Below are 17,590 nucleotides of genomic sequence, written 5' to 3'. Positions count from 1 at the left end.
AGAGGGGCTACTAGAGCCGCTGCAAGGACTGCCATTCCAATAATAGCCACCAAGATTGTGATCAGAGTACCAGAAAAATGCATGTTTTCAACACCGCAAACCGCTGCATCTGCAATCACAAACAATAGAAACCCCGGAATAGCCCAGGCCATCACCACAAGGTACAAACGCTTGAATGACACTTTGAATTTGGCGATTGGTTTCTCTTCCATCGGTCCTTTCCCCAAGAGATGTCTCGACTTGCCGAGACTTGATAGCCAGCATAGACTTTATCCATGCCTAATCGCTCAAGCAAGAAAAAACGCAAACTGACCCACTACCAATGATCAGTTGAAGGATCGTAGATTCTTGAACGCGTTTTCTAAACCGTTCATACTGCTGCTGATGCAACTCTCGCTGTTCTGGTGGTATCTGGCTGATCTTTCGCACCACATAATAAGTATTTGATAACGAATTACTTGTCGTCAGAATACACATGCAACCACATATCGTTTTCAACCCGCAAAGTAAATGGTCGGCTTTTAAAATCAAAAGCGTTTCGTTTTTTCTTTCGAACATTCATGGAACAACATTGCAATTCAAGAGTGTTTTATAATTGACCATTCAAAAAGAGTCGCCAGATGCACTCAAAGTACGATAATAGGTCTGCTTTGTAGATAATCAATTCTTGAGACCTTTCACGTGCATCAATCTCTCATCTATTTTGTCCGGGTAATGTTCGTTACCCGAACATTTTCAATTCATTTCGATTTCCACCCTTTGTTTGGTCTACAGTGACCATAGTTAACCTCAATCTGACAGTTTTTCTTTTTTGTTATATTTTCGATAAATGCGTGATATTCGATTACTTACTACGCCTTTAGAATGTATGAAACATCGAGACATTTCTATTCAACTAGACTGAAGCCTGAGGTATTAGCGTGTCTGAAGAAAACGAAATACAAGATGGAATAGACGAGGAAATCGCGACAGCAACAAAATCAATCTTAGCCATAAGCTCAGTACTTATTGGAATCGTACTCGGTGCAGTCATTGGATTTTATGGTACTTTTTATTTTTGTGTAATGATGGATGGAGGAGCAAGTCAGGGTGGTTTTGTCGGAGCTGGTTGGGCATTTCTTTTTTTTACTATTCCAATAGGTATGCTTTTTGGCGGCGGACTTGGATTTTTTCTTCCACTTTATATTTTAAGGAAGAAGAAGTAACTATCTTCATCACTCACCATTCAGCTTCTTAATGACTTCAGCCTGTGCCGGATTCTCTGGTTCACAGATGCCCGCGGGCCAGGTTACATCGCTCCGCGCTTCGATTACTGAAACGATTTTTCTTTTTGTGAAATCACGGCGGACTCAATTTCGATCCGCGATCACCGATCCTGGGGGCAATTCCGACGGAGAAGTAACATTCATAAATTCACCAATGCAGACCAACGCTTTCCAGCATGAGAACGGCGACTAATACAGCAGGGTAGTGGTGAGCACAAAATTCGTCCGAATTGGTTGGGTTTTAGACGATTGATCTTGAGGAGAGAAAACAGGGCCCTGACGGATCTTGTTGCCGCAAGGAGCTTCAGCAGATCAACGTGGGGAAGAGGGGTAAGAGAGAAAAAAATTGGGCACGGGCGGGATCGAACCGCCGACACCAGGATTTTCAGTCCTGTGCTCTACCAACTGAGCTACATGCCCTTTTCGTTTCCGAACGAGCTTTCACAGGCGTTAACCCCCTATGAAATCATCGTTTAATGGTAACGAGATGGAAATATAAGCCATTCCCCTCTCAGATTCAAGCAAAACCAGCGTTTACTGAAGAGGAATCCTTAGTTTTCCTGATACCTGGATTATACAGCCATTAATAATGGTAAAATCGATGTATATGCCTTCCGAAATAGACACATTATCATGCGAAATTGAAATTAGATCTGGCCATCGAAGAGCGGGGAGGAAAGATCGATCTCATCTTTTCCGGGAGTTGGCAAGGCCTGATCAATCTGGTGATCACTCTGATTCAGATCAATAATATTCTTCGGATCTTCTAGATCTGTCGGCTTCCCGTCAGGGGTCTGGATCACTTGAACAATCGGGCTGGTATAATGTCTGCCATTTCGTCGAATGACTCGGGCTGCACTGCGATCTGTCAAAGTAACGAAGCTGCCCACTGGAAAGAGAGAAAGCAGATTTAACAGGGCACGCATGGGTGCCGCGTCGATTGTTTTATCGTTTGCCAGTCGTAAAAGAAATTCCATGGCAGCGTAAGGCATGAGTGCAGGGCGATCTTCGCGGGAGGTCGTCAGGGAAACATAACAATGTGCGACGTTCAAAATGCGTGCGAACATATGAATCATGTTTTGAGTTCGATTCTGAGGATAACCGCGTCCGTTAGGCTGTTCGTGTACCTGAAAACAAACCAGAGGTACGATACTCGGAATGCCGGCTACACCTTGCAGCATTTCCAGGGAATAGATCGGATGTTTCTGCATTTCCAGGAGATCTGCCGAATTCAATTTACGTCGACATTTACCAATTTTGTCCTGAACTCTTACCATTCCCCAGTCATGTACGAGACCACACAAACCAATATTTCGTACGTTTGTTTCGTCAAAATCTAATTCAGTACAGATTGCCATTCCCAATAAAGACATCTGCAAACAATGTTGGGATAACGATTCGTCTTTACCCGCTTCTGCTGCTGCTGAAATCACACTATCGGCATCCGCCGTCAATTGAGTCAGATAACTGGCGGCCATGCCAGCAATTTCCGATCCTTTGGGTGTTTCCCCTTTCAAAGCGTTTCGCATCATTCCATCCAGCGATTCGCCATACTCCTGCTGTTGCGTGAACAGCTTTTTCCGTTCCTCCTGATCATAACCTTTACAGCCATGAACGACCATCGAATCTCGAACGGAAGCACCGGTGTTGGCCACAAACATTGAACCAGATTCAATGAGCTTATCCAGCTTCGCTGTTAACTCAGTCGAAAAGATTCCCGATGCCGCGTCATCGAACTTGGTATTTTCAGAAAACGCCGCATTCAAACTCACCGCGGCAGCATCCTGACTGTTGATTTGCACTTCGGGCATATTCCGGTCGCGTAGCAGTTGTTTAAAACGCGTGTTGACGACTGATCCTGCCGCTAGTAACAAGACACCATTGCTGTCATAAATCGCATGGTCAATTCTTCGGCCCACGATGATATCGTCAACACGGACCGAAACGGTCTGCTGCTGATCACTCTCAGATTCAGAAATCTGGTCTGTTAACTCTTTCGTTTCTGTCGTCATTCTCACAACCTGATAATCTATGGTAGCAACTCTGAATTCGAAGAACTCAGAGATCATGTCAAATCAAATGGAACACGTTCATGGTTTCCATGTGGTAAAGATTACTGAAAACCTAGGTTATAAAAACACGGAAACCCCACTCAGGAGGAATATTCAATTCAGATTTGTGAATCGACTTTAACGATTGGTCTGAATGGGCGGTTCAGTGAGAAATCGCAGGAGGGGAATCACTGTAAATTAATGAGTCGCTGGTTGCTTCACCAAGGAAATGATCTCTGCCAAGACAGTGGCTTCACTGGATAGTGTGGTGGAGACATATCCACGCAAGGGGAGTGGAGTTCCATCGAAGCGATAAATCGAACCAGGAAAATGAATTCCGGAAATAGCCGTGGGGATAAAACCATGCAAATTTGGTAACTCCACCATCGCTGGCCCAATCAGAACGACGGGAATTCGGGCCAATCGCTGCTGCGCGTTTACTGTTAAGCCGGAAAGGGGATTCGCTCCCACGAGAATACAAAGATCGACTTCATCCTGTTCCAGTCGCGCGTTCGCTGAATATTCACCCGGCGAATAACGCGGATAGCCCGATGCAAAATTAACACTAGCCGCATAACCGGTTTGCCACGCCAGTACATTTTCAAGCCCTTTGGTCTCACCAGCGGGAGGTACGCTGATCCCGTGACAGCGGCGATTGGCCTGTATTTCCTGAATCAACAACGATAACGCTTCAATCTTGCGGTGAGACAAAGGCCCTTGTTTAAAATCCGGACCATAAAAGAAAACAACATATTTACTCTGCTGAATGAGAGCCACCAGTTCCTGTAGAGAGTCTTCATCAATTCCCGTTGGCTGCTTACCCGCCAGATCGACGCCTTTCAATACGGCTCGCAAGTTCCAGATGGCTTCTAACTCCTGCTGCGGTTCCAGTGAAATCGTTTTATCAACAAATTCACTGGATCGGGAAAGCTCTATCCCCATTGACAGAATGGTACGCGGAATCTCTTTTGCCCCTGAGGAGAGACTCTGTCGATGACAGTGATTTGCCAGTAACGCGTCTGCGCCCCAATAAATAATCAGATCAGCACGGCTGCGCACTTCGCCTAGAGTACATGTCGCCTCTCCGACCTGCTGTAAGGCTCGGGTCGCTGCGGAAGCGCCGGTATCAATGGTAGCGCCAATCTGATCTGCCAGACCAACGGCGGCCCGTTGCGCATCTGTGGCCGATTGAGCTAAACCAAATATTAACGGAGCCTGTGCTTTTTGAATCAAACCGACGGCTGATGTGACTGCTTCTGCATGCGATGCCTCAACCCCCTTGATCAGGGGCAATAATGATTCCGTCTGCAAAGACTCTTTAAACCACGCCTGCCCTTGAGGACAAGTGGTTTGAACCTCGAGAATCTGCTGACCGTCTGTTGTGACTTGAATATCATCGCATACGCAACAACATCCCGCACACGTAACATCTTCAAGCACATTTTTCACAGACGGTCTCCGAAACCGCAATTCCTCGTCAGCAGTTCACAGGCCACTCTGACTAACCGATTAATTCTTTCAGCTCATCTAATAGATCAACAGCTTTTCCGATATCCGCTTTCTGCTGCTCACGGTCTTCCGGAATTTCTCGTTCAATCGTCAAGGGGCCGGTATATTCAATATCTTTGAGAGTTCGCAAATACGTGGCCATTCCGACATCACCGTCACCAAGCGGCACTTCAGCGCCCCAATCGATTCCGCGTTTTCCTTCGGGTGCCCATGTGGCATCTTTACAATGTACGCTGGCTACCAGGTGACCTACACGTTGCAATGCCGCGATGGGATCTCCCGTACCATACAGAATCATATTGGCAGGATCAAAATTAATCTTCAGATTATCGCGTGATACATCACTGATAAAATCGAGCAGATGATCTGCTGATTCCTGACCTGTTTCCAGATTCAGAACCTGGCTGTTGACCTTAACATAATCAAGTAGATGCTGAGTCTCCGTTACCAGTGCTTTGTAATCTTCTGAATTCCGATCTTCCGGAACGAATCCAATATGCAGAGCGACAGTATGGCATCCCAATAGCCGTGCAAAATCGGAAATTTCTTTCATTTCTTCAACACGAGCGGCTCGTGTTTCCAAGGGTACCAGGCCTACTGTTTTTTTCGTGGTTGGAATGTCGGCGTAACTCTCCCCATCAAAACCACCAAAAACGCAAGTAATTTGAATACCCGCTGCGTTACAGCGATCTAAAAAGTCCTGTGCCGCTTCGGGAGTTCGCGATTGTTTATGCGGAGCGTGAACTTGAATTGTGGGGATTCCCAGTTCCTGAACAACATCCAGATGCACACCCAAGCCTGCATCAACTGAAGCAAATACACCAATGGGCCATTTTTCCATAATTTTGTCTCCGGAATGTGATCTTATAAGTTTCTCAAGTTGATCGATTTTCTATGACATTCAGAACCCCAAGGCCTGTGACATCGCCTTTATCATAAGGAGAATTTCCCTGATTCACAAACCAGTACCTCAAATTCTTTCCAAAATATAAAAACACAAACTTAATGCGAAGATACAACTTCCCGCCTCTATTGTTTCCTTACTAACTCCCCTTATAATGGAGTCTTCTCGCGAAGATCGCAAATGAAGCCGGCCTTGAACGTGAAAGGGAATCCATCATGATTGAAATGAAAAAAATCCTCATACCAACCGATTTCAGTGAAACATCTCAGGCGGCTACCCAGTACGCAGTGGAACTGGCCAAAAAATTTGATGCCAAGATCTACTTGCTGCATGTGATCGAAGACCCGATTGTCTATATGCCTATGTTTGAGAGTTATGCTCTGCCTCCCAAAGAAGATTTTGAGAGCTTTGCTGAAACCAGACTGGACAACTGGATTCTTGATGATGACAAAGGCGACCTGAAAATCGAAACAAAATGGGTTCACGGCAACCCGTTTGTTGATATTCTGAGATTCGCAAAACAGGAAGAGGTCGACTTAATCGTTGTCGGAACTCATGGTCACTCATTCGCAGCTCACTTACTTCTGGGCAGCGTTGCAGAAAAAGTGGTTCGCAAAGCATCTTGCCCTGTATTAACTGTCCGCCCAGAAGGCCATCAGTTCATTCATCCGGTTTTAGAGGAAGACTAAGCAACATTCCTATTTCTCAGTACGATTTCTTACGCTCTACTATTTGAAACAATTATTCCGATTTGGAATGAGTCATTCAGACATATAGGAATTTCAGGTTCGTGATTGGCGCTTCATCACTTCCGAAAGAAAGCCGTGTTCCATTTTATGGAAAAGTATTCAGTATTCTCGTGTTTGTGCTCATACTGAATCTTCCTACTCCCGAGGATATGTCAGCAGCTGCGCAACGTCTGGCTGCCGTGACTGCTTTGATGGCCATTCTCTGGATGACACAGGCGCTGCCGATTGCTGTTACCAGCCTCATTCCCATAGCTGCCTTTCCTCTTTTTGGAATACAGGATCCCAAAACTGTCAGTCAGGCATATATTAACTCGAACATTTTTCTGTATATGGGCGGGTTTATGTTAGCGCTGGGAATAGAAAAATGGGGCCTGCATCGGCGTATCGCGTTACATATTATCAACGTGATCGGCTCCAGCCCAAAACGTGTCGTGCTTGGTTTTATGTTCGCGACGGCCTTCTTATCGATGTGGATCAGTAATACCGCATCCACATTACTGATGCTTCCAATAGGCCTGGCCATTATCGGGTCCATCACGGAATTAGAACAGCGTGAGACTGTAGAGGATTCCACACAAGGTATTCACTATTTTTCGGTCGCATTATTACTGGGAATTGCGTATTCCGCCAGCATTGGTGGTGTCACGACGCTGATCGGAACTCCTACAAATATCTCCTTCCAACAGATTTGGCTGATACAATTTCCGGAAGCGCCTCAATTATCTGCCGGGGAATGGATGGTCATGGTTGTCCCCTTTGGTGTGACATTTCTTTTTATCGCCTGGATCGTTCTCTGCTGGAAAATTCCACGTTTTGCTAATTCTCATGAATCCTCTAAAAAAATCATCCAGGATCATATTCAAAAATTAGGTAGCCCTAAAAAAGCTGAAATCCTGATGTCAATCATCTTTGCGACGACGGCCATTCTCTGGGTTACCCGCAAGCCATTAGGGTTTGGAGGCGAGTTCCAGATTCCGGGCTGGGAAGCATTGCCGATTCACTTTCTCAATCAGTGGGGAGTTGACATGAAAAACCCTTCCAGCTGGGTCAATGACTCCACTGTCGTTATCGGAATGGTGGTTCTGATGTTTGCCATTCCCGCACGAAAAACAGTGCAGGGGAAAACAGAATTCCTGATGGACTGGGAAACCGCAGAACGACTTCCATGGGGGGTCTTATTATTAATCGGTGGCGGCTTTGCGATAGCAGGTGCATTTCAATCAACCCAGTTATCTAACTGGGTGGGTCATGTTTTTTCAGACATGGTTTCCGGCTGGCCTGCCTGGGCGTTGATCCTGACTGCTTGTCTCATGTTGACCTTTCTTACAGAATTCACATCAAACATTGCCACGGTGAACACATTACTGCCCATTCTGGCTGCAACAGCAGTTAGCCTGAATGTCGATCCGCGGCTGATCATGATTCCTGCTGCGATTTCTGCCAGTTGTGCGTTTACGATGCCCATCGCGACACCTCCCAACGCCATTATCTTCGCCTCCGGAAAAATCAAGATCACCGATATGCTGAAATATGGAATCATATTGAACCTGATCGGAGTCATACTCCTGACCACATTTATGCTACTCTACTTCATTCCACAAATGGGGATTGAAATCGGAAAAGTACCGGAGTGGGTAATCCAGCAGAATCCATAAGACGGAAATTTATTTCCCGATACAGAATTTACTGAAAATCCGGTCCAGGATGTCATCGGTATAAACTTGACCGACGATATGTCCCAGATGCTGCAGGGCCTCACGAATTTCAATGGCCACCAGTTCTTCTCCGACTTGCTTCGAGGCTGCCTCTTCTGCCGCCTGCAATGAAAGCCCCGCTGACCTTAAACTTTCGCGACAACGGGAGGCAGTCGAACCAATTAACAGCTTGCTGCCGCGATGATATTCTGTCAGTCGCGATAAGATCAGTTTTTGGAGCGTATCGAGACCGACTCCCTTGGCGGCACTCAACTCGACGTCTATCTTCGAACTCCGAAGCTCTTCAGAGAGAGCAGGGGAGAGGTCACTTTTGGTTTTGACAACCAGCACGTTTCGAAGTTCAGAGAGTTGCTCGCGCTGCACTTGATCTTTCTCTTCCCATTCCGGTTTGAGATCGGCGGCCTGACACCAAATCACCAGATCCGCCTGCGACACTTTTTGTTGTCGAAATTTTTGTGCGCTGACAGAGATTTCATGCGCGTCCGTTTCAACGCCGGCGGTATCGATTAATTGAATCGCCTGGCCCGCCCAATTTAATTCGGTCACCAGATAGTCACGCGTTGTCCCGGCAACATCTGATACCAAAGCAGGCTGCGCATCTCCAGCCAGGGCATTATACAAAGTACTCTTTCCTGCATTGGGCAATCCCGCCAGAACCAGTGAAAGGGCGCCCGTTGATTCCATTCGCTGTGAGGAGTCATGATATAGCTGTTCACAAAAGGTTCGAATATCATGTAATTGAGAAACTAGTGAGTGGCGGTCTATAAACTCAATATCTTCTTCCACAAAATCCAGACCCGCTTCCAAATCGGAGAGTAACTCCAGCAGATGCATACGTGCCTGTCCGATACGCGTAGAGACGCCTCCCGCTAACTGACTAAGCGCTAAATTGAGTTCTTCGTGATCATAGGCATCAATCACTCCAAGGATTGCTTCGGCCTGCACTAAATCAACTCTGCCGGCCAGGAATGCCCGTAACGTGAATTCACCTGGACGGGCCATTCGGGCTCCATGGGCTGCCAGATTTTCAATGGCAGATTCCAAGAGCGGCGGGGCACTGATGGTATGAAACTCCGCCAGAGGTTGTCCGGTAAAACTACGCGATGTAGGCCAATAGTAGAGTGCACCGGGAAGATGTAAATCGGATTCGACTAATTGGAGTTGACCGGGATGACGCAGAGGATGCTTGCATTTTTGCCAATCATCAGACGATTCGAAACAGGCTGACAGACAAGACAGAATTTCCGTCCCACTGATTCGAATGATTCCCGCGGCCCCACTCCCCGGGGCAGATGCCAGCGCTACAATGGTATCGTCAAATTGCAGATTCATACCGCGTCTCTTGGGAATCTTTGCTATCGACGTTTTTTGGACTTCTTACCCGTGCCTTTGTTACGGGAGTTTTGCTGCTGTCCTTTTTCTTTCAGAGCAGCTTGCTCCTGTGCCTGATCGGCGATTTCCTGCAAACGGGCAAACCAACCTTTTTTCTGAGGCTGATCATTGTTTGAGTCTTCTTTTTTTCGGTCTTTTTTCGACTCTGCTTTGATTTCAATTGTGTTTGAATCTTGCGTCTCGCTTGCAGCAGGCTTCCTTTTCGATTGAAAGTCCAACAGTTTCCGTTCACAAATGCCCCACAAACTGGAAGCGATGAAGTAAACACAAAGTCCGGCAGGAACGTGATAAAACATGAATCCCATGAAGATCATCATGTAATTCATGATTTTATGCTGCAACTCCTGATCTTTATCTGTGGGTGGCGGCATGAATAATTTCTGCTGTATCACGAACAGCCCGACTGTTACCAGAGGTAACAGGTTGAAGTAATTTCCAAGAAAGGGAACATTAAATGGAAACTGGAACAACGCATCGGGGGCTGCCAGATTATCAATCCAGAGGAAGGGCGTACCCCGCAGCTGAACGGCGTTGTTTAATGCAGTATACAGACCAAAGAAGATGGGCAACTGCAAGAAAATCGGAAGACATCCTGCCAGCGGATTATAATTATTTTTGCTGAACAGCTCCATTTGCGCTTTGCCGAGTTTTTCGCGATCGTCTGCATATTTCTTCTTCAACTCAACGATCTGAGGCTGTAACTCTTTCATTTTCTGAGCGCCGACAGCCTGCTTCCGCGAAAGGGGATACAGACTGCCTCTGACCATAATGGTCAAACCAATAATGGCGAAACCATAAGAGAGACCGACGCCATGCAATGTATTCAATAACCACAACATCAGCTTGGCTACCGGACCAAAGATACCAAGGTCCATAATTTCGGTCGCCTTCAGCGGGGGACCGAGTAACGACTCCCGTTTGGGGCCGGTATACATGGCATAGCTATGAGTTTCTTCAGCACCGGAAGCCAAATCAATTTCATTCGAATTGATTTGAACGGTCACTCTACTCTGCGCTTCTTTATTCAAAGCACGGTTGATCAAAACCGGTTCAATACTGGAAGAATAGTTCGAAGTCATTTGACCATTGATGAGCTCAGGCTTATAGTTTTTCCCGTCAGGAGTGAGCAGAGCCGCAAAATATTGAATATCAATCCCTGCGAATTGAAAGGCAGCGGAAAACTTCTCAACTTTACCTTCTTCGACTTGTTCAATGATATCTGGAGCATAAAGAGTCTCTGTTCTAATACCTAAACTGTCATCTTCAAGAAAGCCAATTCGAACATCCCGAAACTTACGTGTGTTATCGGCATTTTCCAGTGGGATACCAACAGGTCCTAAAAGACGATAATCAAGCTTCTGGACTGCATCACTATGATTGATTAATTGAATCTTGAAATGAACCAGATACCCAGCCTGGTGGGTATCACGAAACTCCCTGAAGTTCTTACTTTCGGGAACCAGATATTTTTTCAGGCCAAATTCCTTTTGAACTTCGATTGTTCCATCGGGGGCCATCAGTCCCAATCGAACTGATTGGATGATATTGGGATCATCCGGGTCCTTGACTTGCTTTAGAATTTTCCAATCCGCTTCACGACAATTTGTTCCTAACGACGCCAGCTTTGCATTCAGTTTGTCAACGTCTAATTCCAGAGAACGCTTGATTTTCTTGCCCGCTCTTGATTTATCCAGCACTTTTAAAGGCAGCTTTTTGCCAGTCAGCTCACGATAAAGTGGATCATTCAAAAACGCATCGACGAGCGAAGCGCCTTCAGTCGTAATAGACACCTGCAGGAAATAACCGGTTTCAGGATCGAGCGAACCCAGCACAACATTTTGACGCGGATTCTTTAACAGCGCTGCTTGTTTCGCGACTGGTTGATCGGGTTTTACCTTTTCAGGTTTTTTCGTTTCACCCGGCTTGCGTGCCACCAGAGGTGCATCTTCCAACCGCAGGTCTTGCGGGTCGGCATCTTGAGCCACCTTCTGGTCCACAGGCTTTTGGGGAGGGGCAAGGATGGGCATGACGAAAAGTTGCCAGGCAAACAACACTGTTGCAGACAGTGTTACGAATAGTAAGAGTCGTTTTGATTCCATTGTTATCGACCATCTCGCAGACGGTCGCCCAAGAAGTTATCTAAATCAGAAATCGCATGAATTTTTTCTAAGGTGCTGTTGAAATCGTATTCAACTCTGCAGAAGTTCACCTTTTCATCATCAATCATGACATAGGAAGATCGATTATCTGCATCACGAGGCTGCCCGACCGAACCTACATTCACCAGAAATTTTTCAGGACCAAATGGATAAACGTAATTGACTTCCTCTGGTGCAAGAAAATTCATGCTTTCTGTAAAGATTCCCGGAATATGTGTATGTCCCTGAAAACAGTATTGGTCTACCAGACCAAAAATGCGTTCCATTTTTCTCTGGTTGTAGATGTCTTCTGGAAAGACATATTCATTCAGCGGATTTCGTGCAGATCCATGAACATACAGAAATTTCTCTTCTCGAATCATGCGGGGAAGTTCTCCCAGAAAATCCCATCGGTCCTGATTCTTTGACGTATCGCCCGTTTCTAACATGCGTCGCGTCCAAAAGATCGCTCGTTCTGCCCCTGCATTGAATCCTTCAGGATCAAATAAAGCCGCCTGATCATGATTTCCAAGAAGCGACTTTGCGCATCGCTTTCTTACGAGATCAATACATTCTCTCGGGTTAGGCCCATAACCGATAATATCACCCAGGCAATAAATCTCACTGATTCCACGTTGATCAATATCAGCCAGTACCGCTTGCAATGCTTCGAGATTTCCGTGGATATCACTAATAACTGCTCTTAACAACTGTCAACTCCCATTTTCTGTTACCGGGACCCCTAAATGCTTATCGACAAACCTGAGGTTTTTACCGTTTTCGGAGCCTCATCATGAGAGGCTGGATCAATTAACAAAACACCCGACAATTGGCAGATCTACTGAGATCCTGTTTGGGAACCTGTTTATTTCCGACAACAGATTCAAATTTGAGCTGACTGAATTCAATCATTATTCAATCATTGTGTCTAGTTGCGTTATTTGATCCGCATGAAGAGCGCAAAGCCCTCAGCACTGCCGCGAAATTGTATAAAAACTTCTCTGTCAAAGCTCCAATAGTAGCAGTACAAGGGCACCATCTCAAGGCCCTGTTTACAGTTATCATTCGCTATCATTGGGTAATTCTTCTCAATTATTACCAGAAATCAGTCAAAAAGCGGTTTCGACCGCCAGATTGTCATTCTTTAGAACTGAATGGAACTATCTATCATGCAATCGTGCCCTCTCTAAGACTGATCTGATACCAGTTCCCGGCTTGAAGAATGAGCCTAAGCCCGCGAATCTTGGCAATCCAGGAGATTTACTGTCTAGCGTACTAAATATACGCGATTTATCAGTTACAGGAATGATAGGAATTTGCCAGTGATGAGTACTCCCGTTCGCATGTCATCATAATTCATACAATTGACATCACTACTCATTTAGCGGCACGCAACCGTAGGTAACCTGGCCATTTCAACACGTTGTTTGAGTCCTCTCCGGTATTTAATCAACAACTGCTTCTCAAAAACAACAGAGCATGTCGGTCGCATGTTGCCTGTTTGAAACTTGTGTCCTATGTTTTGAATATCCCTTCATTAATGTTTGCCTGCCAGTTCCACTGCCAGTCGAAAAATTACCAGTCCGGTAAGGACCTGGTCTGGTAATAAAGTTTGGATGATTTCCTTATTTGTATCGAGGAACCAGTTCATCCACATATTTTCTGTCAGATAAATGGCTGATTTTGAGTTAAGCAAGAAACAGATTTTCAATTTCGGATTGGAAATCGAAGCGACAGATTCACCGTATATATTATACCGACTCAGCTGTACGACGATTACAGCGTAACATGCACACTTTGGGCGAGACAAAATCAATGAAGACAAATTCGGGTTCATTACTGATAGTTGACGATGATCAATATATTCTGGAAGCAATGGCTGACTACTTAAGAAGTCTCGGCCATCGCACAGAAACATCACTCACTTGTCTGGATGCCATTCAACGATTGAAGGAATTTCCGTTTCAGGTTGTAGTCTGTGATGTCAATTTACCCGACCAGGATGGTTTCCACTTACTGGAATGGACGCGAGAAAACGCACCGGATACAGCCGTCATCATGTTGACCGGATACGGAACGATAGAAAGTGCCATCGAAGCGATTCGACTAGGTGCCTTTGAATATCTTACCAAACCAGTGATTGATGAAGAGCTCAGTCTGACAATCGAACGTTGTCTGGACCAGCGACAAGTCGTCGAAGAAAACAAGACACTCAAAGCACAACTTGATCAACGACATGGACTGGCAAACATTGTTGGCCAGGACTATAAAATGCAAAAGATGTTCGATTTGATCGAAAGTGTCGCCGATACACGGACCACCGTTTTGGTCCTGGGGGAAAATGGTACCGGTAAGACGATGACCGCCCGTGCGATTCATCAACTGAGCGATCGCTGCAATAAGCCCTTTGTTGAAGTAGCCTGCGGTGCGCTTCCTGACAGTTTGCTGGAAAGTGAATTATTTGGACACAAGGCAGGTTCCTTTACAGGAGCGACTCACGATAAAATCGGCAAGTTTCTACAAGCAGACGGTGGTACTCTGTTTCTGGACGAAATCGCCACCTCTTCTCCCAGCTTGCAGGTTAAACTGTTACGAGTATTACAGGATCGTGAATTCGAAGCGGTAGGAGACAACAAAACCCATTCCGTTGATATTAGACTCATTTTAGCCACCAACCAGAACCTGGAAGAAATGGTGGCTAGCGGAGAATTCAGACAGGATCTTTATTACCGTATCAATGTCATCACATTGACGCAGCCGGCACTTAGAGAACGCCTGAGTGACATTCCATTACTAATAGAGCACTATCTCAACGTTTACAACGAACAGATTGGAAAATCGATCAAAAGCTTCGATGCGTCTGCAATACAAGCGATGCTGAAATATCAATGGCCTGGTAATGTACGCGAATTAATCAATGTAATTGAACGTTCTGTCGTTCTGACTAAAGGAGATTATATCCGTGTTTCAGATCTTCCTGAACAAATTCGTCAGGAACAATCATTCTCTCTGTCGACAGACAGTCGTTTGGGAAATGGTTCATTGAAAAATGCTTTGGCTAATCCTGAACGTCAAATTATCATTGAAGCACTGGAATCGAACGGCTGGAATCGACAAAACACAGCCAAAGCACTGGGTATTAACCGCACCACTCTCTACAAAAAAATGAAGAAATACGAGATCGATTTCGAAAAACAATTGATGCACTAATCAATATATTCGTTTCATTCATCTTCATTAGGATGCACGTTAAACTAACGTGCATCTTTTTTTAATGATACGATCTGATTTTGCGTTATATCCCTTCAATTTTGGAAAACAGATAAGCTTCACTTTATATGCCTATATATCCAAATATAAATTGTCGATATATCATCTGAGTCTAAAAGGACTTTAACAACTCATAGGTATTCAAAAGCCTAATTATCTCATTTCCAGGAGGGGGAAATAATGAGGTTCACGCTGATTGTACTGACCGCTGTTTCATGGAACCTTATAGGTTCAGCTGTTTTTGCCGAAGCGCCGGCTCAGCCACAGACCATCGAGAATGTCTTTTCTCAAGGTGTATTGGAATTGGACGCAGCGCCCGCTCCTTCACTCATAAAAGGGGGCTCTGAGCCTACTGTTCCCTCAAATTCCAAACAGGAATTGATTAACGCTCTCAGTAGTCCTCCAGCAGTCTATATGCCCGAACAGAAATGTTGTTCTTCTACCTGCGTTACACAATCTGCTGCCTGCAACTGTGAATCTTGTAGTTGCAACGCTTGCACACTCTGTGATCGAATTCCCTTACTGAGCAAATTCCCCAGTGATCGTTGTTTTGATGACTTTATCATGCCTGTCAGTAATCCGGTCTGGGCAATCGATCCGAGATCGTTGACTTATGTGCGCGGTATCTTTATCAATCAAATGATTGATTCGCAAACACCTGTTCTCGGAGCAGGGGATCTGCAAGTTTATGCCCTCCAAATCGGCATTGCCTTGAACGAACGCCTTTCAGTTATTGCCGTCAGTGATGGATATAACACATTACAGACGCGGGGCGTTGGTAATTCTAGGGGTTGGGCAGATCTGGGAGTAGGATTAAAATACGTACTGATCCGGGATGTTGAAAATCAATTCCTGCTCTCAGGCGGACTACTCTATGAAACCACCAATGGTAGTGCACGCGTTTTTCAAGGAAACGGCGATGGACTCTGGACACCCTATCTTTCTGTAGGTAAGCAAATAGGCAGCGGACATCTGATTGCTTCCGCCGGATATCATCTTCCAGGTGACACCGCTGAGGAATCACAGTCAATTTATTACAGCGTGCACTACGATCATCCCGTTACGGATAAACTCTCTGCAATTGCGGAATTGAATGGTATCGTTTATACCAAAAGTGGTCAGGCTCTGCCTTTGAACATTGAAGGGGGAGACTGGATCAACCTGGGTTCATCCAGCGTCGCAGGGAATAATGTTGTTACCACAGCCTTTGGTGCCAATTACCGGCTCAACGACTGCCTGTCCGTTGCTGGTGTCTGGGAATTTCCGATTTCAAATCGAAAAGATCTGTTGGACAGCCGCACGACGGTCACATTTACTTTACAGTTCTAATCACAGGTTGATCATTTCACTTGTTTCAATGTGAAGTGGAACTGATTCGTGAACGAACAATCTGTTCCAGTTGATTGAGAACTTCATTAATTGCCAGATCGGAAGTATTGATTTCAATCGCATCGTCGGCCGGTTTTAGCGGGGCGACGGTGCGTTGTTCATCACGCTTGTCTCGTTCCTCAATCTGTTGCAAGATTTCCTCAAGTGTGATCGTTTTTCCCTGAGCCTGAAGTTCTTCGTGTCTCCGCCGGGCTCTTTCCTGAGGGACTGCCACTAAAAAAAACTTACAAAAGGCGTCAGGAAAAACCACGGTACCCTGATCACGGCCTTAGCTGACTATATCAATGTCTTTGGCCGCCTGTCGTTGCAAATTAACGAGTTCTTTTCTAACTGCAGGATATTGCGCAACAAGAGAGGCCGCTTCGGTCACTTCAGGTGTTCTGATCGACAGAGAGACATCTTCGCCATTTAGTAATACTTTCGCATCTGAAAATGTAATTTTAATTTGCTGACTGATTTTCACGACCGCCTGCTCGTCGGTCAAATCAATATTTTGTTGTAACACAGCCCAGGCGACACATCGATACATGGCGCCTGTGTCAAGAAACTCAAAATTTAATCGTTCAGACAAACCGCGAGCCGCTGTGCTTTTTCCAGATCCTGCAGGTCCATCAATCGTGACGATCATCGGTTATGATTGCTCCTCGAACAGGATCTCTATCTCTGCAATTTCATAGGGGGACATTTCAACCAGTACCGCATCCTCTTCAACGGGAAGTTCTACAACTGTTTTCCCATGAAAATCGCGTTGCCTGGCACTCACCGGCGATTTCCAACAACGCAATTTGACGGAACGATGCACGCCTTCCGTCTCCAGTAATCGCACTGCAAACCCGGATTTCGTTCCACTCTTATCTTGCGATGAATCATCAAGCTCCGGATGCATCAGGTCTCTTATTCGCGTGAGTTGGACATTACTGGCATCGACATGAAATAACCAGCCCGCTTCTCCCATCCGGGGAGGCCCGGCGGCGCTTTGAAATTGACCTGCCGGCACCATTACGTTCTTAGCCATTTGCATCGGAAAATTCTGATTCACGGCAATGGAAAAATTAAATTCGCGTTTGGTTTCCCCTTCCACAATCAACATACTATCGAGCATACGAGGTCCCGTTTTACGATGAAAAGGCAATCCATGATTCAGAATCGTAACGCGCTGGTCTCCCTCAGCGATTTCAAAATAATGGGGGCTTTCAAATCGTTCCCCC

Annotated in this window: 12 protein-coding genes, 1 tRNA gene and 2 pseudogenes; 5 read left to right on the top strand and 10 right to left on the bottom strand. The window is 45.6% G+C overall.

What is annotated here, in order from left to right; translation table 11 throughout:
- Window positions 1-212: hypothetical protein (locus Q0668_RS03590; RefSeq protein WP_298860012.1), on the bottom strand; the 212-nt coding region annotated here is incomplete at its 3' end.
- A gap of 708 nt (window positions 213-920) precedes the next feature.
- Here Q0668_RS03590 and Q0668_RS03585 point away from each other — a divergent pair.
- Window positions 921-1,205 (top strand): hypothetical protein, encoded by a 285-nt coding sequence (locus Q0668_RS03585; protein WP_298860010.1) that lies wholly within the window; start codon window positions 921-923, stop codon window positions 1,203-1,205.
- 407 nt (window positions 1,206-1,612) lie between these two features.
- Here Q0668_RS03585 and Q0668_RS03580 read toward each other — a convergent pair.
- The 4 genes from Q0668_RS03580 to Q0668_RS03565 all read right to left on the bottom strand — a co-directional run bounded on the left by Q0668_RS03580 (window position 1,613) and on the right by Q0668_RS03565 (window position 5,666).
- Window positions 1,613-1,685, bottom strand: a tRNA-Phe gene (locus Q0668_RS03580).
- Window positions 1,686-1,912: 227 nt separating this feature from the next.
- Complete coding sequence (locus Q0668_RS03575; RefSeq protein WP_298860008.1) at window positions 1,913-3,277, bottom strand: HD domain-containing phosphohydrolase; 1,365 nt, start codon at window positions 3,275-3,277, stop codon at window positions 1,913-1,915.
- A gap of 237 nt (window positions 3,278-3,514) precedes the next feature.
- On the bottom strand, window positions 3,515-4,765 hold the full coding sequence (locus Q0668_RS03570; RefSeq protein ID WP_298860006.1) for a hypothetical protein: 1,251 nt from the start codon (window positions 4,763-4,765) through the stop codon (window positions 3,515-3,517).
- Between the two features lie 52 nt (window positions 4,766-4,817).
- Entirely contained in the window at window positions 4,818-5,666 is an 849-nt protein-coding gene (locus tag Q0668_RS03565; protein WP_298860004.1) for a sugar phosphate isomerase/epimerase family protein, read from the bottom strand.
- 278 nt (window positions 5,667-5,944) lie between these two features.
- Here Q0668_RS03565 and Q0668_RS03560 point away from each other — a divergent pair, with 278 nt between their 5' ends.
- Together Q0668_RS03560 and Q0668_RS03555 are read left to right on the top strand one after the other, a co-directional pair.
- Complete coding sequence (locus Q0668_RS03560; RefSeq protein WP_298860002.1) at window positions 5,945-6,418, top strand: universal stress protein; 474 nt, start codon at window positions 5,945-5,947, stop codon at window positions 6,416-6,418.
- Between the two features lie 101 nt (window positions 6,419-6,519).
- A complete protein-coding gene (locus Q0668_RS03555; RefSeq protein WP_298860000.1) occupies window positions 6,520-8,133 on the top strand; it encodes an SLC13 family permease in 1,614 nt (537 codons plus the stop codon).
- A gap of 9 nt (window positions 8,134-8,142) precedes the next feature.
- Here Q0668_RS03555 and mnmE read toward each other — a convergent pair whose 3' ends face one another.
- From mnmE to Q0668_RS03540, 3 genes are read right to left on the bottom strand one after another with little or no spacing between them, the layout of a single operon-like run.
- Window positions 8,143-9,525 carry a tRNA uridine-5-carboxymethylaminomethyl(34) synthesis GTPase MnmE gene (gene mnmE, locus Q0668_RS03550; RefSeq protein WP_298859998.1) on the bottom strand — a complete coding sequence of 461 codons (1,383 nt, stop codon included), beginning with the start codon at window positions 9,523-9,525 and terminating at the stop codon, window positions 8,143-8,145.
- 23 nt (window positions 9,526-9,548) lie between these two features.
- On the bottom strand, window positions 9,549-11,684 hold the full coding sequence (locus Q0668_RS03545) for a YidC/Oxa1 family insertase periplasmic-domain containing protein (protein ID WP_298859996.1): 2,136 nt from the start codon (window positions 11,682-11,684) through the stop codon (window positions 9,549-9,551).
- A 2-nt stretch (window positions 11,685-11,686) separates the two neighbouring features.
- Entirely contained in the window at window positions 11,687-12,433 is a 747-nt protein-coding gene (locus Q0668_RS03540; RefSeq protein WP_298859994.1) for a metallophosphoesterase family protein, read from the bottom strand.
- A 1,105-nt stretch (window positions 12,434-13,538) separates the two neighbouring features.
- Here Q0668_RS03540 and Q0668_RS03535 point away from each other — a divergent pair.
- Window positions 13,539-14,933 carry a sigma-54 dependent transcriptional regulator gene (locus tag Q0668_RS03535; RefSeq protein WP_298859993.1) on the top strand — a complete coding sequence of 465 codons (1,395 nt, stop codon included), beginning with the start codon at window positions 13,539-13,541 and terminating at the stop codon, window positions 14,931-14,933.
- 240 nt (window positions 14,934-15,173) lie between these two features.
- Entirely contained in the window at window positions 15,174-16,322 is a 1,149-nt protein-coding gene (locus Q0668_RS03530) for a hypothetical protein (protein WP_298859991.1), read from the top strand.
- 25 nt (window positions 16,323-16,347) lie between these two features.
- Here Q0668_RS03530 and cmk read toward each other — a convergent pair.
- Both cmk and Q0668_RS03520 read right to left on the bottom strand, forming a co-directional pair.
- Window positions 16,348-17,010: pseudogene (gene cmk / locus Q0668_RS03525) on the bottom strand ((d)CMP kinase).
- 3 nt (window positions 17,011-17,013) lie between these two features.
- Window positions 17,014-17,590: pseudogene (locus Q0668_RS03520) on the bottom strand (hypothetical protein); the annotation flags it as partial.

Origin of the sequence: uncultured Gimesia sp., assembly GCF_937910335.1 — a bacterium.
Classification (GTDB): Bacteria; Planctomycetota; Planctomycetia; order Planctomycetales; family Planctomycetaceae; genus Gimesia.
The sequence above is the reverse complement of the archived record's forward strand: the minus strand, read 5'-3'. Positions and strand labels throughout refer to the sequence as shown.